Genomic DNA, 21,215 nt, shown 5'->3' with positions numbered 1-21,215 from the left:
GAGCGTCAGGCATGGCTGACATGACGGAAGCATCTGAAGCAAAACAGACAAGCGAGCGCAGCAAGCCGAAAGCGGCGGTATCTGCCAGCCGCATCGTGCTCGCCGTCGATATCGGCGGCTCGCATGTGAAAGCGGAACTCAGCAGCGGCAGCGAGCGACGCTCGGTCGTTTCAGGGTCCAAGATGACGGCGGCCAGGATGGTGGACGCACTCGGCGATCTCACCGCCGACTGGCACTATGACCTCGTCGCCATGGGTTATCCCGGCCCTGTCGCCGCTCATCGCCCGGCGGCCGATCCGTTCAACCTCGGGCCGGGATGGAAGGGTTTCGATTTCGAGACAGCCCTCGGCAAGCCCGTGCGCATGGTCAACGACGCGCTGATGCAGGCGATCGGCAGCTATGAGGCCGGCCGCATGCTCTTCCTCGGCCTCGGCACCGGTCTCGGCTCGGCCATGATCGCCGAAAACGTCTGCATGCCGCTCGAACTGGCGCACATGCCCTACAAGAAGGCGACATTCGAAGATTATGTCGGCGAACGCGGCCTGGAAGGCCGCGGCAAAGGCAGATGGCGAAAGTCCGTCTTCGACGTCGCCGATCGCCTGAGTGCCGCCCTGCTGCCCGATTACATCGTTATCGGCGGCGGCAATGTCGAACGCCTCAAGGAATTGCCGCCGAATTGTCGGCGCGGCAACAACGACAACGCCTTCCGCGGCGGTTTCCGGATCTGGCTGGATGAAAGCCTGCGGCTGTGAGCGGCACCCGAACGGGCAAGCCTGACGGCCACATTGGGCCGGAAGCTGATCACCGACCTGGTCGAACTCCAAACCAGCTTCGGCTCTGCCCATCCGATAAGACAGCGGCTGGCCGGTGTCACTGGTCGTTGACCACGAGGCAGGCCATCGCGTGCTGCTCCCCGGCGAAACCACGCCTCGTTCCAGCCGTCAAGCGGAAAGCTGCAGCAGGATCGCACTTGCTGCCATCAGCAGCACGACGATCCATGGCGGCGCCTTCCAGACGACCAGCAGAAGGAAGCCGGACAGGGCAAGGGCAAAATCGGTCGATGTGAGGACCGCGCTTGTCCATACCGGATTGTAGAGGGCCGCACCCAGCACGCCGACCACGGCTGCGTTTGCTCCACGCATGGCCGCCTGCGCCAGCGGATAGGTGCTGAGCCTGTCCCAGAAAGGCAAGGTGCCGAGCAGCAGCAGAAAGCCGGGCAGAAAGATAGCGATCAGAGAGATGGCTGCGCCCGCGACACCGTTGGGAGACGGCCCCATCACGGCTCCGAGATAGGCCGAAAACGTAAAGAGCGGACCGGGGACCGCCTGTGCAACGCCGTAACCGGCGAGAAACGCGTTTTCCGAAACCCAGCCCGACCGCACGACCTCTGTCTCGAGCAGCGGCAGGACGACATGTCCGCCACCGAACACCAGCGCACCCGAGCGATAGAAGGCATCGAAAAGGCGCAACCCCTGCGAATCCATGATGGACGCGATGAGCGGCAATCCGAACAGCAGGAGCAGGAACGCCAGCAGGCAGATGACGCCTGCAGAGCGCGATATTCCGAACGAGAAACTTGTCCGCTGTTCGACCGCGGCCCCGCGGCAAAGGACGAGCCCTGAAACGGCACCCAGCACGATGGCTGCGAGCTGGCCGAACGTCCCTCCTGCTATCACCATGAAAATCGCGGCCAGCGCGATGTCGCCGCGCGGCCTGTCGGGTGTCAGCGATCGTGCCATGCCCCAGACGGCTTGTGCCACGACCGCCACGGCGACGAGCTTCAATCCATGCAGCAGGCCCTGCCCGGCGGGATTGTCGAGCGCGGTGGCGGCAGTCGCGAAGATGAAGAGGATCAGGGCGGACGGAAGCGTGAATGCGCTCCACGCCGCAAGCGCCCCCAGCGGTCCGCCGCGCAAGAGGCCCATCGCAAAGCCGACCTGGCTCGATGCGGGACCGGGAAGAAACTGACAGAGGGCGACGAGATCGGCATAGCCCTTCTCGTCGATCCATTTGCGCCGCGTCACGAGCTCGTCGCGGAAATAGCCGAGATGCGCGATCGGTCCGCCGAACGAGGTGAGGCCAAGCTTCAGGAAGGCACCGAAGACTTCCGCAGGCGTTCCCGCCGATGGAACGGCCGTCTTCTTCCCAGTCATTTCCGTTGCATCCACGCCGATATCCCCATTGTGCCGACCCATATCCTCATCATTAATGACGGCACGATGACAACAGGTGATTTTCGCTGTCAGTCGAATAAACCATTGCAGATTTTGTAGTCTTGCCGGCACGGATCACGCAGCTTGACGGACGCGCGTTCGGGCCGGCAGCGTCATTGCGATGACACCGGCCATGACGCAGGCAAGACCAAGGCCTGCCGTAGATGACAGCGTTTCGCCGAGGAAGACGACACCGATCGCGACGAGTGCTTCGATGCAGGCCGAACTGTCGTTGGAAAAGAAAGACTTGCGGGACGCGCTTGGGTCATCGCGTGCCCGCAAAGCCTCCGATGCACTTCGCCTTGTCACTGGGCAGCGAGCGGAGCCGCTGCAGCCGCACGCGTCACCGGCGGCGGGTTCCACTTGCCGATCAACGTGCTGCCCTTCGGCGCATAGAGCCTCATCGTCAGATTGTACGGGCCGTTCGGCGCCGGCAGCCAGTTCCATTCCTTGTCCTTGCCGGGGCTTTCCGTCTGGAAATAGAGGTCGAGCGAGCCGTCGGCGTTGAACTGGAACGGCATCCAGCTGCTGACGGCGAAACGGTTAAGCGGATTGGCGACCTGGAAGCCGTCACTGTCATAGAGGGTGACCGACCAGAAAGCGTTGACCGGCGGTATGGCCTCCTTTTCGAAATGGATCGTGTAACTGCTTCGTCCATCCAGCGGGTTGCCGGTTTCATCCGCAAGGTTCAGTGGATAGATGGCGTCTTCAGGCAGATTGGCGCCAAGTCCCTGTTGCGCCACGATCGCGCGTTTCAGGTAGTAATTGCCATAGACGCCCATCGTGTCGGTATTCATCGACCAGCCATTGACCACGCGTGCCAATGTTTTCATCTTCCAGCCCATGAGCGCCTGGCCATCCTGCGGCGCCGTCTTCAACGCTTTCTGGACGACAGGATCGGCCTTGGAGAGATCGAAGCTCTTGCCAGGCTCGATGCCGATCCGCTTCACCGGGCAATGATCGGCTGATCGGTGCTGTGCGGCGGGTGAAGTTTCAGGAGTTCGGCTGCGTAAGCGAAATAGTCTTCCGCCGAAGCCGTATCGGCCTGCGTCTTCGGCGGGGTCTTCATGTCGACGGAAGGGTCTATCTTGACCTTGGCCGGCTTGGCGTCTTTGCCCCACTGCGACAGCGGGGTGATCTTGTAACCGTCCTGGATCTTGTGAACAGCATCGTAGTCATCAGGGCCATCGGTCTTGGTGCGGCCGATAATCCAGACATAGGGTGTTGGAGCATCGATCCGTTCGGTCCCGTCAGGCAGCTTGAATTCGTCGAACCTGTCGCGAAGGTCGGGCCTCCAGCCGGGCGACGCGATCAGGAAATTTCCGGCCGATGTTCCGGTCGTTCGCCAGCCCGGCGCGGCAAACACATCCGTCCACATGTCCAGCATCGGCAAGAGGTAATAGCGGCCTGCGGTATCCGGCGCGGTAACGACCACCGGTTCCTTCGTCAGATCGAGCCAGCCGCTTGAATAGAGCGTGTCGAAATTCGGCCGGACCACGGCTTTCATGTCTGCAGTCGGAAAGGCGCGGACATTGGCGAACCGGTTGGCCGGCCCGCCGATGCCCCCCTCCTTCGGTTCCATGTTGGTCAATTGCTTGCGCGTGATGTCCATCGTTATCATCGGATAAAAATAGACATAGGCTTCGATGCCGATCTCACGCGCTTCCTGTTCCGTCAGCGAAGTGGCCTTGGCGTCAGGTACGGCCGGAATGGCCATCGAAGCAATTGACAGGAAGACGAACGACAGAGGCGTTCGCAACAAGCGTCTGATACCAAATTGAACTGTCATGTGCGTTTCCCCCGGAACAAAATGAAGAACCCGGCAGGACCTCGATTGAGACTGGCGCATCCTTGGCGAAACCAGGATCGCCAAGCTGATGGGACCTGCTGAGCGACCCGAGCGAAACATAAGGGCCGTATAACCGGAAGTACGTTACAGTAAACGGCGCCGTAAATGGCCGGGAGACAGAACTCTGTGCTTCGATCCGGTGCAGGCTATTGGCTTTCCTTGAAGACCCTTCCGCAAATGTCAGGTGAATGCCATAACTCGATTCCCGACACGGAGGAGGACGATATGACTGAAATGACGGTTCTTGCATTTGCGCTCGTGGCATTCATCGGCATCGCCACGCCCGGCCCGACCGTGCTTCTCGCGCTGACGAACGGATCGAAATTCGGGGTGCGCCGGGCGATATCGGGCATGATCGGTGCCGTCATGTCCGACTTCGTGCTGATCGGTGCAGTCGCGTTGGGTCTTGGTGCCCTGCTCGCCGCCTCGGAATTCTGGTTCACCGTCGTCAAATGGGTCGGTGTCTGCTACCTCGCCTTCCTGGGTGTCATGCTGTTGCGTTCGAAGGGAACGCTGGATGTCTCGCTGCGCTCCGAAAGCGGGAACGCATCCGGCTCGGTGGTGACGATCTTTCTGAAGAGTTTTCTCGTCGCCGTCACCAACCCCAAGGGCTACCTGTTCTTCTCGGCCTTCCTGCCGCAATTCATCGATCCCTCGGGTCCGCAGGTCGAGCAATATGCCATGCTCGCCCTCGTCTTCGCCGCCATCGATTTCATGGTCATGTTCGGCTACGCGTTGCTCGGCTCGCAGGCCGTCCGGCTGCTCAGGAAATCGGGCGCGCTCTGGCTCGACCGGATCTGCGGCGGCGCCTTGCTGACGCTTGCCGGCTCCTTGGCACTCTATCGGCGGGCGAGCACGTAACAGTACCCTCGCCTGCTGATTTACAGCGAGTTTACGGTAACGTACTTATCCGAACTCTCCCGATCTGCATTCAATAGCCCCGAGGGGGCGCCATCCCGGCGCCGCAGCAGGAGGGCTACGCATGCCTGGAATATGGAGACTGATTGGCGCGGCGGCGATCGTCGTCATCGCCTCGACGGGTGCGGCGAAGGCAGACACGATCAGCTATGCCGATGCGATCACCGTGCTCGCGAAAGATTGCGGCGCCGATATCAAGAAGCTCTGCAAGGGGCTGAACCTCGGCAATAACAGGATCGCCGATTGCCTCGCCCAGAATGCGGGCAAGGTCTCGCCAACTTGCACATCCACGCTTGCGAGTGTCGCTGCATCGATCCAGAAGCGGGAGCAGGCGCAGACGGCCTACAGCAAGGTCTGCGCCACCGACATGGCGCGGCGCTGCAATGGCGTCGTCGGCGACGGCTATATTCTCGCATGCCTGGCCAAAAAGCAGAAAACGATCAGTGCCCAGTGCAATCAGGCAATATCAGATGCAGGCTGGAGGTAAGGTCATGATGTCAAGAAAAATCGCCCTCGCCGGCTTTGCTGCCGCCCTCCTCTTGCCCGCACTTGCGCTTGCGCAGCAGGTCTCCCAGGAGCGGATCATCAACGGCCTCGGAAAGCTTCAGGGGGCAGCGCCCATCGTCGACGTCGAACTGCTGAGACAAGAGGCCATGAACGGGTCCGGAAAACAGATGTCCGGCCTGCCGAACTGGAGCAAGGTCGCGCGCCTGCCGCAGATGGTAGTAGAGATCGACTTCGCGAACGATTCCGTCGCCATCGAGCCGGAATCCTACCGCACGCTCGGCATGATCGCCGATGCGCTGCATCACCCGAACCTCTGGGCCTACAAGTTCCTCGTCGTCGGCCATACGAGTTCGACCGGCACCGACCAGCACAATCTCGACCTCAGCCAGCAGCGAGCTGAAGCGATCAAGGAGATTCTTTCGACGACATTTGCCGTCGATGCCAGCCGTCTCTATGCGGTCGGTGTCGGCGAATATTTCCCGATCGAGGGCTCGAAATCGGAGGCCGCCAATAACAGGCGCGTCCAGCTCTACAATCTCGGTGTCTTCACGCGGAAACCATGAGGCAAATATCCGCCGCGCGTCCGGCTGACCTGGCATCCGCCATCACCTGAAACAGGCGAATACACACGGGCCTGACCGTCAGCGTGACCAGGGGTTGATATCGAGTTCGCCGCCGGCCTGCAGACCCCGCAGGATATCGATGAGCCGCGGCGCCATGTCCCGGATTTCGGTCAGATGAATGGCCGTCAGCCGCTCCAGGATGTCGTCGGCCTTTTTGGTCAGCTCCAGCGTCTGCCGCCGCTTGTCGGCCGGGTCCGTCTGGCGCAAGACATAGCCTGCGGCGACCAGGCGGCCGACGAGTTCGGTCGCCGAATGCGGGGCGATCAGCAGGCGCTCGGCAAGGATGCCGATCGTCATGGCGTCTTCCCCGCGATAGCCGCGGATCGCAAGCAGCGCTTGATGCTGCTGCGCCGGCAGCCCCTCCTCCTGCGCGGCCGAGGCGCTGAAATCCATGAACCGACGCAGCGTATAACGCAGGTTCGACAGCGCCTCGTAATCGGCATCCGTCAGATCGTCTTTCGGCTTCTTCACCATGCGTCCTCTGCGATCACTGCATCCATGCGGCCACTTCCATCTGCCGGTGATCCCCAAGCATGCGCAGTGCCTGCATCAGTTCCGGCGCCATCTCGCGGATCTCATAGAGATGGGCTGATGTCAGACGGTGCAATAGCTCTTCTGCCTGCGCTGTCAACATCACGGCCGGCCGGCGTTTGTGCTTCGTTTCGATCGTGACATGGCCGGCCTCCTGCAGCGACGCCGCCAGTTCCGCGGCTTCATCCGGCGTCAGAAAAAGCTTGTCCGCAAGATCGGACAGGCTCATCCGGTCCCCGATGCCCAGCCCCTTGATCGCCAGAAGCGCCTGATGCTGCTGCCCCGTCAGGCCGAGCTTATCGGCGGCCTTTGCGCTGAATTGGCGAAACTTGCGAATCCTGTATCTCAGGTTGGCAAGCGCTTCAAATTCGATTTCAGATAGAGCGCGGTCTTTGTTCGACATGATTACAGCTCCTGTTTTTGTCTGTTGATTTGTATCGTACTACGATATATTTGCGGCAGGAACGAAGCCGTCAACAGGACCTGCAATGCCTCCCCAGAAAATCCCACATCGCTCCCATGATTTCATGGGTGGCCTCTCCCGCCGCGAGGCCGGCGATTTCACCACGGATAAACGCGTTCTTGCTCTCATCGGTATGGCGCTGATCGTCGGCACCGGCGGCGCCTTTGCCGCCTGGGTACTGGTCAGTCTCATCTCGCTGGTGACGAACCTCGTCTGGTTTCACCGCTTCAGCATCGCGGCCGTCTCGATGGCGCAGGCGCCGCGTTCGGTCTGGATAGTTCTCATTCCCGTCATCGGCGGCCTCGTCATCGGGTTGATGGCTCGCTTCGGTTCCGAAAAGATCCGCGGCCACGGCATTCCCGAGGCAATCGAAGCGATCCTGATCGGCGGCAGCCGCATGTCGCCGAAAGTGGCGATCCTGAAGCCACTCTCATCGGCGATCTCGATCGGCACCGGCGGCCCCTTCGGCGCGGAAGGCCCGATCATCATGACGGGCGGCGCGATCGGCTCGCTCTTTGCCCAGTGCTTTCACCTGAGCTCGGCCGAGCGCAAGACGCTGCTGGTCGCGGGTGCCGCGGCCGGCATGACGGCGATCTTCGGCTCGCCGATCGCCGCCATCATGCTCGCCGTCGAACTGTTGCTGTTTGAATGGAAGCCGCGCAGCTTCATTCCGGTCGCGGTCGCCGCCTGTGTATCGATCTGCTGGCGTCCCTTCCTGTTTCAGGCCGGCCCGCTCTTTCCCAAGCAGTTCCATATGGACCTGCCCTGGTGGGGCATCCTGCTCTGCGCTGCCATGGGTATCATCGCCGGGCTGCAATCCGGCATCCTGACGACGCTGCTCTACAAGATCGAAGATCTCTTCGAGGCCCTGCCGATCCACTGGATGTGGTGCCCGGCGCTCGGGGGCCTCTTCATCGGCCTCGGCGGCCTGATCGAGCCGCGCGCGCTCGGCGTCGGTTACGATATCATCGACGGCTTGCTGAACAGCTCCATATTGCCGGCCGCCGTGCTGACGATCCTGCTGGTCAAGGCAGCGATCTGGCTGGTCGCCCTGTCATCGGGCACATCGGGTGGCGTGCTGGCGCCGCTGTTGATCTTCGGCGGCGCGCTCGGCTGGCTGGTCGGCCTTTTCCTTCCCGGCGATCCCGGCTTCTGGGCGCTGCTCGGCATGGCCGCCATGATGGGCGGCACCATGCGCGCGCCGCTGACCGGCACCTTTTTCGCCGTGGAGCTGACGGGCGATGTCTCTTCGCTGCTGCCGCTGCTGGCGGCAACCGTCTCCGCCTATGCGGTCACGGTTCTCCTTCTGCGCCGCTCGATCCTGACGGAAAAGATCGCCCGCCGCGGCCAGCACATCACCCGTGAATATGGCATCGACCCCTTCGAATTCTCCCGCGCCCGCGATATCATGATCAGGCAAGTCGATACGTTCCCGGCCGATATGACGGTTGGCGAAGCCACCAGTTTCTTCGTCACCATACCGAAGACCCACCGGGTTTATCCCGTCGTTGATAGCAAGGGTATCGTGAAGGGACTGGTGTCACGCGGCGATGCGCTGCGCTGGCAGCAGGATGGCACCCTCACCGACCAGATGCTCGGCGATTTCATCTCCGATGCGTCGCTGCCGTTAGCCCATCCCGACGATACGGTCGGCTACGTCGCCGATCTGATGCTCGCAACCGATGCCGGCCGCATTCCGATCGTCGACCCTGAAAACGGGCAATTGCGCGGCCTCGTCGCCCGCAAGGACCTGCTGCGGCTTCGCTATCAGCTAAGGGCCACCGAGACGGAGCGCCGGCCCTATTTCGGACCGCGCCGGACAAATGAAGGGCGCAGATGAAGCTCAAGCACCTGCTATATCGGTGAAAGCCGCCGTCAGCCCGTGACGGCGGAGAGCCCGTTCACTGCAAGATGCAGGACCGCCCTATGTGCGTGGTCCATTGTTGCCCATTTGTAAGGCGCGGAAGAGAACGAAGCCCAGAGTAACAGCGACCAAATTATAGAGCGTTGCACCTGCGAACGCTGACCCATCGACGCCGGCAGTTCGAACAGCGGAACCAGGTTCTGAACCGCTCCCGTCGGTCATGCCGAACAGGATCATACCGACGATCGTCACGCCGAAAGCCGAACCTGTGGTCTGTATTGTGCTGAAGACGCCTGACGCCATCCCGGCTTCGGCATTTGTAACGGTACTTAGAACCATGTTGAGCAGAAGCGGGATGACAATTCCCTGGCCAAACCCTTGGAGAATCACGGAGATAGTCAACGCTGATGTCTCTCCGCCGACAAGGCCGCCAATGACTGCCAGCAGCAAGCCTAAGCCGAAGATGCCCATACCTAGCGTTGGCGCGTGATGCCGCAACCGTTTCGCAAGCGGGGCCGAGACCAGGGAGCCGGCGAAGAACGCGATTGTGGATGGCAGGAACAGCATGGCCGCCTGCAAAGGGGTCCGGCCAAGGCCGACCTGCAAGAAAATCGTCAGCGACAGCGAGAACGAGCTGATCGCCGAGAAAAACAGAAACGACGCCAATATGCTGAGGGCCACGCCGCCGTTCCTGAACAGCGAGGGATCGATGATGGGAGCGCCGCCGCGCCGCATCAAGCGGTTTTCATAGGCGATGAAGGCTGCGAACAAAGGCACCGACGACAACAAGCCGAGGATCGCCCACCATGGCCAATGTTGTTCTTGCCCCACCATCGCCGGCAATAGGGCTGCCGTGAGGGCCAAGGCGCCGAGCAATGCTCCCGTGAGGTCGAGCCCTGCCGATGTCGCTTCTCTGGTTTCAATGATGAACCTCCCGGCAATGAGGGCATAGGCGGCGATGGGCAGGTTAATAAAGAAGATCAGGCGCCAGCCGAGGCTGCCGACATCGAGTGCCATCAGGCCGCCGCCGAGCAGTTGCGAGGCTGCGCCTGCGATACCTTGCACCGCGCCCATCACCGCAAAAGCCTGCCGACGCTCGTCGCCATTGAACAACAGTCGCAGCGACGCGTAGACCTGCGGCATCAGCAGGGCTGCCCCGATGCCCTGCAGTGCCCGTGAGACGATGAGACTCCAGGGCGACAAGGCCATGCCGCACAGCAAGGACGCCAGTGCAAAGATTGCCATGCCGGAGAGAAACATGCGCCGCCGGCCGTAAAAGTCGCCCAGCCGCGCCCCATTGAGCAGCATTGCGCCATAGGAGACGCTGTAAGCCACCATGATCATCTGCAATTCGGCATTCGAGGCGTGCAGGTCCCGTTGAATGTCGGGGAGCGCAACGTTGACTATGAAAAGATCGAGGATCGTGACGAAGTTTCCTGCCAATAGCACCGCGAGCGAGGAAATTGCTCCTGCGCGCCGGCGTTCCCCCTGTATCAATGTCATTTTCGTCTCCGGTTGAAGGAAAGCAGGAACTGGATTGGACCTGCGACGAAAACGATATCCTGTCTTGAATATTGGACAATTACGCGGGATGGACTTACATTAATGACAGAATGTCCTTAATAATGCAGTCATGGATAGTTTCAGCAGCCTTTCTGCCTTCGTTCACGCCGCCGAACGACGCAGCTATGTGGCGGCGGCCCGCGTCGCCGGCGTGTCTCCTTCGGCCATCGGCAAGGCGATCGCTCGCCTCGAAGCACGGCTTGGTGTTCGGTTGTTCAACAGGACGACGCGTAACATCAGCCTCACGGAGGAAGGTGCGGCCTTCTACGAACGCTGCAAGCGCATCATCGATGACCTCGAAGATGCCGAGGCAAGTCTAATAGAAAGCCGGAAGCGTCCGAGGGGGCGCCTGCGCATCAGTGTCGCCCATATCGTCGGCCATCATCTGTTGATGCCCATCCTGCCGGCCTTCGTTGAGCGATATCCCGAGATCGAACTGGATATCGATTTTGAAGATCGCGTCGCCGATCTCGTCGCAGAAGGGCTGGATGTCGCCATTCGCAGCGGGGAACTCGCCGATACAAGTCTAATCGCCCGCCGTCTCGGCGAGCAGCATTTTGTCGTCTGCGCAAGCCCCGGCTATTTCGATCGCCATACGCTGCCAACGGTGCCGGCTGACCTTGCGGAACATGCCTGCATTCATTTCAAATATCCGACCAGCGGCCGCCTTGCGCTCTGGGCCTTTGCTCCTCCGAACGAAAAACTGATCTTGCCGAGCAGCCTGACGTTCAACAATACGGATGCCGGCCTGCGGGCCGCGCTGGATGGTTTGGGTATCGCGCACCTGCCGGTTTATGTAGCGGCGGCCCATATCCGCACGGGATCGCTCGTTCCCGTCCTGACGTCATACATGGTCGCGTTTGGGTCGTTGTCGCTCGTCTGGCCGTCAAATCGCCAATTGTCCCCGAAGGTTCGGGCCTTCGTGGATTTCGCGGCCGAGCATCTTGCTGCTCGGCCGGATGCTTTCAGAGCAGGTGTCGGCCAGCAGACGCATGCATGATGGCCGCAAGGCGTCACCGGCCGAGCCAGCGATATTCCTCGATCGAAGCCTTGCCGGTCTTCTTGTCGTAAAGGCAGATCAGGTTGACGTTCTTGACCCGGCTCTTGCCCTTGCCCATCGAGCCGCGCAACAGAACGGCTACCTTGCCTGTGGCGTCATCGAACACGATCGGAGCGGTCGCCTCGGGCGTATCCATGCCCGACTGACCGATGCACGTGCCGTTCACCTTGGCAAAGAGCGCATTCCATGCGGCATCGCTGGAGGCGCCGGCATAGTGAGCCGTCAACAGCAGTGTGGCGGCCGCAATCGTCATTGTCTCGATCATTCTCAAACCCTTGTTGAACGGAAAGGAATCGTTCCCGTGCGGGACTTGCCGGCGCGAAGTCGGCGGAACTGAGACTTCCGGTTTTGCTGCTGCCGATTTCTCAGCGTCTTTCAATCATTTCCCCACACGCCAATCAGCATCTTGAGAAAACGCTCCGCTGCCGGTGACAGGGTGCCGCCGCGACGGCGAACCACGCCGATCGTGCGTGATATCTCGGGATTGCGGATCGGGCGGGTGATCAGAAACGGATGGTCCTCTCTTGGGGTAGCCATTCTTGGCAATACAGAAATCCCGAGGCCCGCCTCCACCAACCCGAGGGAGGTGGACAGATGGGTTACCTCGTAGAACCAGCGAAGCTTGATGTTCGATTTTGCCAATGCTGCATCGAGCAGCGTCCTGTTGCCGCTCGATCGGTGAACCGTGATCAGAGGATAGGGCTCCAGTTCCGCCCACCCGACCCATGGTTTTGCTGCAAGAGGGTGATCCTTGCGCGCTGCAAGCACGAATGGGTCCTCCGCGAGCCGCTCGAAGGTCAGGTCCGGATCCGACGTGCCCATGATGTTAATGCCGAACTCAACCTCCCCGCGAGCCACGGCTTGAAGACCGTCGGTCGCCGGCAAGTCGAGGATGCGAAAGCGGATGTTCGGATACTCCTCGTTGAACTGTCTGATGACTGTCGGCAGGAAGTAGAATGCCGCGGTGGGGAGGCATGCGATCGTTACCAATCCGCCCCGATTGGGTCCAACGTCACGGACAGCAAACAGAGAGCCATCGAACTCCTCCAGCATGCGTCGGACGAGCGGCACGAACTCCGTACCGAGAGCCGTGGCGCTGACATGCCTGGTTGTCCGCTCTAGGAGCGGCGCTCCGACAACCTGCTCCAGTTTTTGAATGCGGCGGCTCAACGCGGGCTGTGACAGGTGCAGGGCTTCGGCGGCGCGATGAAAGCTCTCCAACTCTACGACGCTCAGGAATGCGCGAAGGTCAAGGATCTCGCAATTAATGCTCATGACGCATCAATCCTCCGATTCTTAGCATTTCACAAATAAACGCCTATTTCGATAATTGGATCAAACGGCGCCGATTGATACGGCGATGACATAATTCTGATGGAAGCACAAGCGATGAACGACCTTTTGGCGATCCCTTGCGTATTGATGAGAGGCGGCACCTCGAAGGGTCCGTTTTTCTTGGCAAGCGATCTTCCCGCGACTGCCGGTCAGCGCGACGAGATCCTGCTGTCCATCATGGGCTCGGGCCATCCGTTGCAGATCGACGGCATCGGCGGCGGCAATCCGGTCACGAGCAAGGTGGCGATCGTCGGGCCTGCGAGCATTTTCGGCGCCGACGTGGATTATCTCTTTGCGCAGGTGCGGATCGACCAACAGATTGTCGACACTTCCCCGAACTGCGGCAACATGCTGGCTGCGGTCGGCCCGTTTGCCATCGAAGCGGGAATCGTCCCGGTTCGCGGAGAAACGACGCTCGTCCGGATCCATAACGTCAACACCGGCAAGCTGATCGAGGCCGAAGTTCCCACTCCAAACGGCAGCGTTTCCTATCTCGGTGATGCTGCAATCGATGGCGTGCCCGGACGTGCAGCGCCGATCGCACTGACCTTCATGGACGCAGCCGGGGCTCGTACCGGGCAGCTCTTTCCCACTGGCAAACCGGTCGACTTGATCGATGGCGTTGCTGTCACCTGCATCGACTGCGCAATGCCGATGATGTTGATCGAGGCCGCCGCGATCGGCGCAACCGGCCCGGAATCGGCGGCTGAACTCAATGCTGATGAGGAATTGCTGACGCGGCTGGAAAAGCTGCGTATCGCTGCTGGCGAACGGATGGGCCTCGGCGACGTGCGCAATCAGGTAACGCCGAAGCCGGTACTCATTTCCCGGCCGAAGTCGGGAGGTGACATCAGCGTACGGTATTTCATGCCGCATCAATGTCATCCGTCGCTCGCAACCACGGGCGCCGTGGGAATCGCCACAGCCTGTATCAGCCAGGATACAGTCGCTTCGCTTCTGATCGGCAGGCGTACCCCTCCAGTCGTTCTTTCCATAGAACACCCAAGCGGCCACCTGGACGTCAAACTGTATGAGCGGGACGGCCAGGTCGTCGCCGGAATTCTTCGCACTGCCCGCCGGCTGTTTGAAGGACACGTATTCGCAAAACCTGTCGCGCGACTGGGTTACGCGGCATAATAACCGTGGCCGCCGGGAGGGCGCCACCAACAGGAGGAGAATATCATGCGCAAGCTCATGCTCGCCCTCGCGGCAACCGTCGTGTTTGCCGGTTCCGCATTTGCGGATCCGGTCCGCATCAGCGTTGGCTCTTACAACCTCAACAATCTTCCCTTTCCGGTCGCCCAGGGGCTCGGCCTTTATGAAAAGGAAGGCCTGGAGGTGACCGTCGAAAACTTCGCATCGGGCGGGTCGAAGACGCTTCAGGCGCTTGTTGCCGGCTCGACGGATATTGCCGTCGGCTTCTACGACCATACGATCCAGATGCAATCGCAGAAGAAGGCTGTCGTGGCGTTCGTGCAGCTTGCCCGCAATTCAGGGCTCGTGCTGGCCGGCGGCAAGAACAGCACTTTCGATCCGGCAAAACCGGAAACGATCAAAGGCGCAAAAATCGGCATCACCTCGCCGGGCTCGTCTTCCGACTTCTTCGTCCGCTATTACCTGCAGCGCAACGGCTTGTCCGCCGCCGACGTCTCGCTGATCGGCGTTGGCTCCGGATCTGCCGCCGTCGCGGCCCTTGAGCAGGGCAAGGTCAACCTCCTCGTCAACTACGACCCGGCAGCGACCTTCATTGAGGCCAAGGGCGTCGGCAAGATCCTGATCGACGGGCGCAGCGACGATGGTGCGAAGGCGATCTATGGCGGGATTTACCCGACCTCCGTCCTCTATGCCACGCAGAGCTATATCGAGGAAAATCCGGAGACCATCCAGAAGGTCACGAATGCGACGGTCAAAGCGCTCGAGTGGATGAATAGCCACTCGACGGAGGAGATCGTCGACAAGCTGCCGAAGGAGTTCATTTCCGGCGATCGGGACACCTACGTCAAGGCGGTCGAGAACGCGAAAGCGATCTTCTCGAAGGATGGGCGCATCAACGAGGAAGATATCAAGATTCCCCTCGCCGTCCTGAAGAGCTTCAACGAAAAAGTCGCCGCGGCTGAAATCGATCTTACGAAAACCTACACGAACGAGTTCGTCGGCAAGGTCCCGAACGTCGCAGCCAACTGACAGGAGGAGGTCATGGCATTGACCGTAGTGAAAAAAACCGCACCCCCGACGGACAGTCCGCATCAGGCAAAGCCGATGGTTTCCATCGACTCGGTCACCATGGCCTTCGGCGCCTATGTGGCCGTGCAGGATGTGAACTTGAAAGTCTCCGATGGTGAGTTCCTCGCCATCGTTGGTCCAACCGGCTGCGGCAAGAGCACAATACTCAATGCAATCGCCGGCCTGCTGAAACCTGCTGATGGCACCGTATCGATCGACGGTCAGCCGGTACGCGGGGTTCAGAACGACATCGGTTATCTCTTTCAGCAGGATGCATTGCTTCCGTGGAAGACCGCGATCGAGAACGTGGAGCTCGGACCCATGTTCAAGGGTGTCGGTGCTGCCGAACGTCGCGAGCAGTCGATGAGATGGCTGGCGAAAGTCGGGCTGAAAGGGTTCGAGCATCGCTATCCCCACCAGCTTTCAGGCGGACAGCGCAAGCGCGTCCAGATGGCCCAGGCGCTGATCACCGGTCCCAAGGTCATCCTGATGGACGAACCCTTCTCCGCGCTCGATATCCATACCCGCCATCTGATGCAGAACGAACTGTTGCGGCTTTGGCAGGAAGAAAGACGCGCGGTCGTGATGATCACGCACGACCTCGAGGAGGCAATTGCTCTCGGTGATCGGGTCGTGGTGCTTGCTGCCGGACCGCGTTCGCGCGTGATCGACAGCTTCCCCGTCGATCTCGAACGCCCTCGCGATGTCGCGGAAATCAAGCTCGATCCGCGCTTCATGGATCTTTATCGCAACATCTGGGCGTCGCTGCGCGGCGAAGTGGAGAAAAGCTATGAACGCCATGACTGAACGCCTTATCCAAATCGTGCTCTTGGTAGCAATTGTCGGCGGCTGGCAGCTCGGCGTCGCGGTCGGCTTCATCGACGTTTTCTTTTTTCCTGCTCCGGTCGACATCTTCAATCAGGTCGCATCCTGGGTGGTGGACACCAGCTTCTACAGCCACGTGGCCATCACCCTGACGGAAACCGTGCTCGGCTATCTGGTCGGCACGGCACTTGGTGTAGCAGCAGGCGTCTGGCTCGGTCTCAGCCGTTCGACCGCGCGTATTCTGGACCCCTTCATCAAGGGCTTGAACGCGATTCCTCGAGTCGTACTTGCGCCGATCTTCGTCCTCTGGCTCGGCCTCGGCCTCTGGTCCAAGGTGGCGCTCGCCGTGACGCTGGTGTTCTTCGTCACGTTCTTCAACGCCTTGCAAGGCGTCCGGGAAGTGAACCCGGTGGTGCTGTCGAACGCCCGCATTTTAGGGGCCAGGCGGTCGGATCTGCTCCGCCACGTCTATTTCCCGGCAGCCGCGAGCTGGATCCTCTCCTCCCTGCGCACATCGGTCGGCTTTGCCGTCGTTGGAGCGATCATCGGCGAATATCTTGGCTCTTCCGCTGGTCTTGGCTACCTCATCGCCCAGGCAGAAGGCAATTTCGATGCGGTCGGCGTTTTCGCAGGCATCCTGATCCTGGCCGTCTTCGTCCTGATTATCGACAGCATCCTGGACATCGCCGAAAAGCACCTCATCAAGTGGCGAACGAGCGTTTCCGAACGGCCTGCATGACGATTTTCAGCGGTAACAGACAAGCCTGTTCACAAGCGTTCTCCCTTTTGCCCAAGAAGGGAGAATGCAGACGCTCTGCGCACTTCACCGGCGCCCGTCGTGCGCGATCCCTTCGGCAACGTGCTGACCGTGCTTGACCAGAACAAGGGCACCTTCACGACCGATGCCGAGTGCAAGGTGACCGGCGTGGCACCGTAAAGTCGACGGGCCTCAGCGCGGCCACAGACACATCTCGGCGCCGAGCAGCAGAAGGCAGACGAGAAACCAGCGGCGGAAGGTTGCCGGCGCAATCCGATCGCGCAGCCCCTGCCCGGCCCACATGCCCGCCAGTGCCGGCAGGATCGCCAAGACCGAAAGCGCAAGATTGTCCCCTTCGAAGGCGTTGCGCAGGCCGAGCGAGGCTGCAAGCGCAACCGTAGAGACGGTGAAGGACAGGCCGAGCGCCTGCACCAGATCATCCTTCGCAAGCCCGAGCGCCTGCAGATAAGGCACGGCCGGGACGACGAAAACGCCTGTGCTGCCCGTAACGAGGCCCGTCGCCGCACCGATGACGGGCGTAAGCCATGGCTCCATCGCCGCCGGCACGCGGAGCGGACGGCCAAACAGCGCATAGGCAGCATAGAGCACCAGCGTTGCGCCAAGCCCCTTGGTCGTAAGGCTGGTATCGCCGCTCGCAAGCCATGCCGACCCAATCATCGTTCCCGCAACGACGGCTGTCATCATCGGCCAGAACCGCCGCAGAAGCGGAGCGAAGCTCGGGCCTGCAAATAACTGCCAGAGATTGGTGACTGACGATGGTGCGATCAGCAGGCTTGCCGCCGTCAGCGGCGAGGTCAAAACGCCCAATATGCTCATGGCGACCGTTGGAAGTCCCATGCCGGTGACACCCTTCACGAGGCCGGCGGCAAAGAAGGTGGCGGTGATTGCTGACAGGAAGGCGATGGAAAGCTCGGACATGCCGCATCGGTAGCAGCTCCTAGGCCACGGACAATGCGGAAGTTCCCGAGCCTGCCTTCGGCTGGTCCGAAGGCACAAAATATCCTATCGTGGCAAAATGCGTTTCGATCTGACCGACCTTCGCCTGTTTCTCGCCGTCGTCGATGCCGGCAGCATCACCCATGGGGCGGCAGATGCAGGGCTCTCGCTTGCCGCTGCGAGCGAACGCCTGCGCGACATGGAGGCGCTCGGCGAAGTCATCCTGCTGGAACGCGGCCGGCGCGGCATCTCGCCAACAGAAGCCGGGGAAGCGCTCGCCCACCATGCCCGCGTGATTCTCGGCCAGATCAGGCAGATGCATGGCGAGCTCGGCGAATATGCGCGGGGGCTGCGCTCGACGATCAGCATTCTCGCCAACACCGCTGCCATATCGGAACATCTGCCTGAACGGCTCGCATCCTGGATGGCCGCCAACCCGCAGGTGGATCTGCAGTTGAAGGAACGGCAGAGCCTCGAGATTGCTAGAAGCGTGGCGGCTGGCCACGCCGAGATCGGCATCCTCTCGGCCGCGGCGGATATGGCTGGGCTGGCGGTAAGACCTTTCGCCATGGATCGGCTCGTCGTCGTTGTCAGCAAGGGCCATCCCCTGGCCCGAGAGAGCCGTGTCCGCTTCGCCGATCTCGTCGATGAGCATTTCATCGGCCTCGCCGGCGGCGCCCTGCAGGATCATATCGATGTGCAGGCGGGCCGCATCGGCATCAGGCTGAAGACCCGCATGCGGCTGCGCGATTTCGGGGCCATCTGCCGGCTGGCGGGTGCCGATATCGGTATCGGCATCGTGCCTGAAACGGCCGCCCGCCGCGCCGGGCGATCATCCGGGATTGTCGTTCTCCGCCTCTCGGATGACTGGGCGACACGGCAGCTGGTGGTCTGCACGGCAGAACGAGCGGAATTATCGATCCATGCCCGCAGCCTTCTGGATCATCTGATGTCGGCCTAGGAAACGCCCGGACGGACGCGTTATTCAAGGTTGTGCTTATATTTTTCTCGTGCAAGGCTGAAGCAAGCGGGAGGAAACTGCCATGAATGGTGCGGACAGCCTGTGTGATACGCTCCTGGCAAACGATGTCAGGGTTTGTTTTGCCAATCCCGGGACGTCGGAAATGCATTTCGTGGCCGCCCTCGACCGCAAGCCGGAAATGCGCTGCGTTCTTGGCCTCTCCGAGGGCGTAGTAACGGGCGCGGCCGATGGTTATGCGCGCATGACCGATCACCCGGCGGCGACATTGCTGCACACCGGGCCGGGGCTCGCCAATGGCCTTGCCAATCTCCACAATGCCCGCCGCGCCAGAGTACCGGTCATCAACATCGTCGGCGATCATGCCTCCTATCATCTTCCCCTCGACGCGCCGCTGACATCTGACATCGAGAGCCTGGCAGGCGCGATGTCCAACTGGGTGCACCGTATCCGCAGCCCGGAAGAAATTGCCGGCGCGACGGAGGCCGCCTACCGTGCCTCAATGTCACCGCCCGGTGTGGCAACGCTCATCCTGCCGGCAGATGCTGCCTGGGGTGATGTCGAAGCGGAGCAGCCGGTGAGGCTGTCTCGGCCAGTGCCATCGGCCGTGAACATGGACGTCGTGCGCGAGGTTGCCGCCGCCATCAGAGACACGCCCGGAGAGGCTGGAATTCTGGTCAGCGGTGCGGCTGCCCGCGCCGACTGCCTGGAGATTGCGGGTGCAATTGCGGCTGCCAGGGATGTGCGTCTCTTCAGCGAGATGCAACTGCCGAGGGTCGAGCGCGGCCGCGGCCGTGTCGCCGTGACCCGCATCCCCTACCCGATCGACGCCGCCCTGGATCTACTGGCCGATATCGATGTGCTGGTATTGGTTGGCGCGCCCGAGCCTGTCGCCTTCTTTGCCTATCCGGGCAAGCCCGGAAGGCTGGTGCGCAAAGGCTGCAAGGTTCTGACCCTGGCAAGGCATGGCGAAGATCTGAAAGGCGCGCTGGAAGCACTCAAGGACGAACTCGGCGTCAGGCCATCGCAGCCTCTGCCAAGGGCAAGTACCGCTTCCGACCATATCACTCCCTTCGGGCATCTGACCGAAGATGCGATCGCCGTGATGGTGGCGGAAAGACTTCCCGACAATGCCATCGTCTGCGACGAGGGGGTCACCTCGGCCCGCCGCTTCTTCGAACTTTCGGCCGGCTCGGCACCGCACGATTACCTGATGAACACGGGCGGCTCGATCGGCTGCGGCATACCGCTTGCGACGGGTGCGGCGATCGCCTGTCCCGACCGCAAGGTCATCAATCTGCAGGCCGATGGCAGCGCCATGTACACGGTGCAGGGCCTGTGGACGCAGGCGCGTGAAAATCTCGACGTGGTGACGATCATCTTCGCCAACCGCGCCTATGCCGTGCTTCATGCCGAAATGCGCAATGTCGGCGTCAACGGAATCGGCGAAAACGCCCGCCGGATGATGGACCTCGACCACCCAGCCTGGGACTGGGTATTGATCGCCAAGGGCATGGGCGTCGATGCCGCGGGCGCGCACAGCTGCGAGCAATTTGCCGACCTCTTCGATACCGCGCTCAGGCGCCGCGGGCCGTTTCTGATCGAAGCGATCATCTGATAGCGACGACGAACGCGTTGAAGCCCTGCCCCGCTCGCTGTGGCGGGAAAGCCTAGGACGGGTGATGAGCGCCAGCGCCGCCGATCTCCTGACCAAGCTTTACGAGGTTCACAGCCGAGGCGGCCTCATCGACGTCGAGCCGAATGCGCCCGATGTCCGCAGAGGCTCCACCGAGCTGATCGACGTGCTTCGGCCTGTTATCGCCACACGGTGACTTTGAGAAAGATCGTCCTTGCAAGCCGGAACCGGATGAGGCTGCGGGGATTTACCCCTCAGCACAGGAGGTTCAGATGATCCGCAAGCTGAAGTCAGGCGAATATCGTCTCTATTCCCGCAAACCCGATGCGAAGACGCACAAACGCAAGAACCTTGGCACCTTCAAGACCCGGGAAGCCGCCGAAAAACATGAGCGCGAGGTACAGTATTTCAAGCATCACTAGAGCAATTCCAGCAGCAAAGTGTGGAGCAGGTGTCCGGCCCGCTTCAGCAGCAATGGCGCCGTTGTCAAAACCGCTCAGGGTGGGCTGCAGATCGGCTTCACCTCAGCGGCCGACCGTGCCCTTCGGATCGTCCCGATAAGGGTCGCGGCGATTGGGGTCGCTGTAATAAGTCCGGTAGCCGCCGCTCGAATAGATCTCTCGATAGGTGCCATTGAGCTGCTGATGCGTCTGCGAATAGAGATCTCCGTTCCGATACGTATTGTAGCCGCCACCGAGATTCTGCTCTCTGATATAGGTATTGCCTGAACTGTCGGTAGAACACGGAGCCGAAACCAGATCGCAGGAAGCAGACGCGTTTCCGGCGGCGAACAAGAAAATCCCAAACAAAATCGCCTTCATGCAAACTCCTTTTTCGCGAAAATCGGCGTCGCGCACGAGAGCAATGTAACGTAACGGCGAAAAAGAACAAACGGAAAACATCCGGGGCTGT

General features: G+C 61.1%; 22 protein-coding genes and 2 pseudogenes. 14 read left to right on the top strand and 10 right to left on the bottom strand.

Annotation, left to right across the window (positions count from 1 at the left end; translation table 11 throughout):
- The first annotated feature begins 11 nt into the window (after window positions 1–11).
- Window positions 12–752 carry an ROK family protein gene (locus tag FHT82_RS22315; RefSeq protein WP_246698198.1) on the top strand — a complete coding sequence of 247 codons (741 nt, stop codon included), beginning with the start codon at window positions 12–14 and terminating at the stop codon, window positions 750–752.
- A gap of 189 nt (window positions 753–941) precedes the next feature.
- Here the strand turns inward: FHT82_RS22315 and chrA are convergent, their stop codons facing one another.
- The 3 genes and pseudogenes from chrA to FHT82_RS22300 form a co-directional block, all read right to left on the bottom strand.
- Window positions 942–2,153, bottom strand: a complete 1,212-nt coding sequence (gene chrA / locus FHT82_RS22310) for a chromate efflux transporter (RefSeq protein WP_183734858.1) — start codon at window positions 2,151–2,153, stop codon at window positions 942–944.
- Window positions 2,154–2,288: 135 nt separating this feature from the next.
- Window positions 2,289–2,417 (bottom strand): annotated as a pseudogene (locus FHT82_RS22305) (EamA/RhaT family transporter); the annotation flags it as partial.
- Between the two features lie 101 nt (window positions 2,418–2,518).
- A pseudogene (locus tag FHT82_RS22300) lies at window positions 2,519–3,930 on the bottom strand (DUF1254 domain-containing protein).
- A gap of 357 nt (window positions 3,931–4,287) precedes the next feature.
- On the opposite strand from FHT82_RS22300, the gene FHT82_RS22295 reads away from it, so the two are divergent.
- The 3 genes from FHT82_RS22295 to FHT82_RS22285 all read left to right on the top strand — a co-directional run bounded on the left by FHT82_RS22295 (window position 4,288) and on the right by FHT82_RS22285 (window position 6,050).
- Window positions 4,288–4,923, top strand: a complete 636-nt coding sequence (locus FHT82_RS22295; RefSeq protein WP_183734857.1) for a LysE family translocator — start codon at window positions 4,288–4,290, stop codon at window positions 4,921–4,923.
- Window positions 4,924–5,044: 121 nt separating this feature from the next.
- A complete protein-coding gene (locus FHT82_RS22290) occupies window positions 5,045–5,467 on the top strand; it encodes a hypothetical protein (protein ID WP_183734856.1) in 423 nt (140 codons plus the stop codon).
- 4 nt (window positions 5,468–5,471) lie between these two features.
- Complete coding sequence (locus FHT82_RS22285; RefSeq protein WP_183734855.1) at window positions 5,472–6,050, top strand: OmpA family protein; 579 nt, start codon at window positions 5,472–5,474, stop codon at window positions 6,048–6,050.
- Window positions 6,051–6,128: 78 nt separating this feature from the next.
- On the opposite strand, the gene FHT82_RS22280 is transcribed toward FHT82_RS22285, so the two are convergent.
- Together FHT82_RS22280 and FHT82_RS22275 are read right to left on the bottom strand one after the other, a co-directional pair.
- Complete coding sequence (locus tag FHT82_RS22280; protein WP_183734854.1) at window positions 6,129–6,584, bottom strand: helix-turn-helix domain-containing protein; 456 nt, start codon at window positions 6,582–6,584, stop codon at window positions 6,129–6,131.
- Between the two features lie 13 nt (window positions 6,585–6,597).
- Entirely contained in the window at window positions 6,598–7,044 is a 447-nt protein-coding gene (locus FHT82_RS22275) for a helix-turn-helix domain-containing protein (RefSeq protein WP_183734853.1), read from the bottom strand.
- 85 nt (window positions 7,045–7,129) lie between these two features.
- Between FHT82_RS22275 and FHT82_RS22270 the strand changes: the two genes are divergently transcribed.
- Window positions 7,130–8,944, top strand: a complete 1,815-nt coding sequence (locus FHT82_RS22270) for a chloride channel protein (RefSeq protein WP_183734852.1) — start codon at window positions 7,130–7,132, stop codon at window positions 8,942–8,944.
- Window positions 8,945–9,028: 84 nt separating this feature from the next.
- Here the strand turns inward: FHT82_RS22270 and FHT82_RS22265 are convergent, their stop codons facing one another.
- Complete coding sequence (locus FHT82_RS22265) at window positions 9,029–10,471, bottom strand: MFS transporter (RefSeq protein WP_183734851.1); 1,443 nt, start codon at window positions 10,469–10,471, stop codon at window positions 9,029–9,031.
- Between the two features lie 130 nt (window positions 10,472–10,601).
- Between FHT82_RS22265 and FHT82_RS22260 the strand changes: the two genes are divergently transcribed.
- A complete protein-coding gene (locus tag FHT82_RS22260) occupies window positions 10,602–11,531 on the top strand; it encodes a LysR family transcriptional regulator (RefSeq protein WP_183734850.1) in 930 nt (309 codons plus the stop codon).
- A 13-nt stretch (window positions 11,532–11,544) separates the two neighbouring features.
- On the opposite strand, the gene FHT82_RS22255 is transcribed toward FHT82_RS22260, so the two are convergent.
- Together FHT82_RS22255 and FHT82_RS22250 are read right to left on the bottom strand one after the other, a co-directional pair.
- Window positions 11,545–11,856, bottom strand: coding sequence for a hypothetical protein (locus FHT82_RS22255; protein WP_183734849.1), 312 nt, complete (start codon window positions 11,854–11,856; stop codon window positions 11,545–11,547).
- Between the two features lie 110 nt (window positions 11,857–11,966).
- Window positions 11,967–12,866 carry a LysR family transcriptional regulator gene (locus FHT82_RS22250; RefSeq protein ID WP_183734848.1) on the bottom strand — a complete coding sequence of 300 codons (900 nt, stop codon included), beginning with the start codon at window positions 12,864–12,866 and terminating at the stop codon, window positions 11,967–11,969.
- Window positions 12,867–12,980: 114 nt separating this feature from the next.
- Here FHT82_RS22250 and FHT82_RS22245 point away from each other — a divergent pair, with 114 nt between their 5' ends.
- Genes FHT82_RS22245 through FHT82_RS22230 form a run of 4 tightly spaced genes read left to right on the top strand, consistent with a single transcriptional unit; the run spans window position 12,981 to window position 16,713 of the window.
- Entirely contained in the window at window positions 12,981–14,063 is a 1,083-nt protein-coding gene (locus tag FHT82_RS22245; protein ID WP_183734847.1) for a 4-oxalomesaconate tautomerase, read from the top strand.
- 45 nt (window positions 14,064–14,108) lie between these two features.
- Entirely contained in the window at window positions 14,109–15,110 is a 1,002-nt protein-coding gene (locus FHT82_RS22240; RefSeq protein WP_183734846.1) for an ABC transporter substrate-binding protein, read from the top strand.
- 12 nt (window positions 15,111–15,122) lie between these two features.
- The gene (locus FHT82_RS22235) at window positions 15,123–15,956 is read left to right on the top strand and encodes an ABC transporter ATP-binding protein (RefSeq protein WP_183734845.1); all 834 of its coding nucleotides are present in this window, start codon (window positions 15,123–15,125) and stop codon (window positions 15,954–15,956) included.
- Window positions 15,940–16,713, top strand: coding sequence for an ABC transporter permease (locus FHT82_RS22230; protein WP_183734844.1), 774 nt, complete (start codon window positions 15,940–15,942; stop codon window positions 16,711–16,713). The genes FHT82_RS22235 and FHT82_RS22230 overlap by 17 nt, the downstream gene beginning before the upstream one ends.
- 210 nt (window positions 16,714–16,923) lie before the next feature.
- Here the strand turns inward: FHT82_RS22230 and FHT82_RS22225 are convergent, their stop codons facing one another.
- Window positions 16,924–17,670, bottom strand: a complete 747-nt coding sequence (locus tag FHT82_RS22225) for a sulfite exporter TauE/SafE family protein (protein WP_183734843.1) — start codon at window positions 17,668–17,670, stop codon at window positions 16,924–16,926.
- Window positions 17,671–17,767: 97 nt separating this feature from the next.
- On the opposite strand from FHT82_RS22225, the gene FHT82_RS22220 reads away from it, so the two are divergent.
- From FHT82_RS22220 to FHT82_RS22205, 4 genes are all read left to right on the top strand, one after another.
- Complete coding sequence (locus FHT82_RS22220; RefSeq protein WP_183734842.1) at window positions 17,768–18,649, top strand: LysR family transcriptional regulator; 882 nt, start codon at window positions 17,768–17,770, stop codon at window positions 18,647–18,649.
- An 82-nt stretch (window positions 18,650–18,731) separates the two neighbouring features.
- Window positions 18,732–20,285: an acetolactate synthase large subunit gene (locus FHT82_RS22215; RefSeq protein ID WP_183734841.1), complete on the top strand. Its 1,554-nt coding sequence runs from the start codon at window positions 18,732–18,734 to the stop codon at window positions 20,283–20,285.
- 64 nt (window positions 20,286–20,349) lie between these two features.
- Window positions 20,350–20,499 (top strand): hypothetical protein, encoded by a 150-nt coding sequence (locus FHT82_RS22210; RefSeq protein ID WP_183734840.1) that lies wholly within the window; start codon window positions 20,350–20,352, stop codon window positions 20,497–20,499.
- A 76-nt stretch (window positions 20,500–20,575) separates the two neighbouring features.
- Window positions 20,576–20,725, top strand: a complete 150-nt coding sequence (locus FHT82_RS22205) for a hypothetical protein (RefSeq protein ID WP_113308362.1) — start codon at window positions 20,576–20,578, stop codon at window positions 20,723–20,725.
- Between the two features lie 102 nt (window positions 20,726–20,827).
- Here FHT82_RS22205 and FHT82_RS22200 read toward each other — a convergent pair whose 3' ends face one another.
- Complete coding sequence (locus tag FHT82_RS22200; RefSeq protein ID WP_183734839.1) at window positions 20,828–21,205, bottom strand: hypothetical protein; 378 nt, start codon at window positions 21,203–21,205, stop codon at window positions 20,828–20,830.
- Window positions 21,206–21,215: the final 10 nt, after the last annotated feature.

Origin of the sequence: Rhizobium sp. BK275 (genome assembly GCF_014193555.1) — a bacterium.
Lineage (GTDB): Bacteria > Pseudomonadota > Alphaproteobacteria > Rhizobiales > Rhizobiaceae > Rhizobium.
This window is presented reverse-complemented; position numbering and strand designations above follow the sequence as displayed.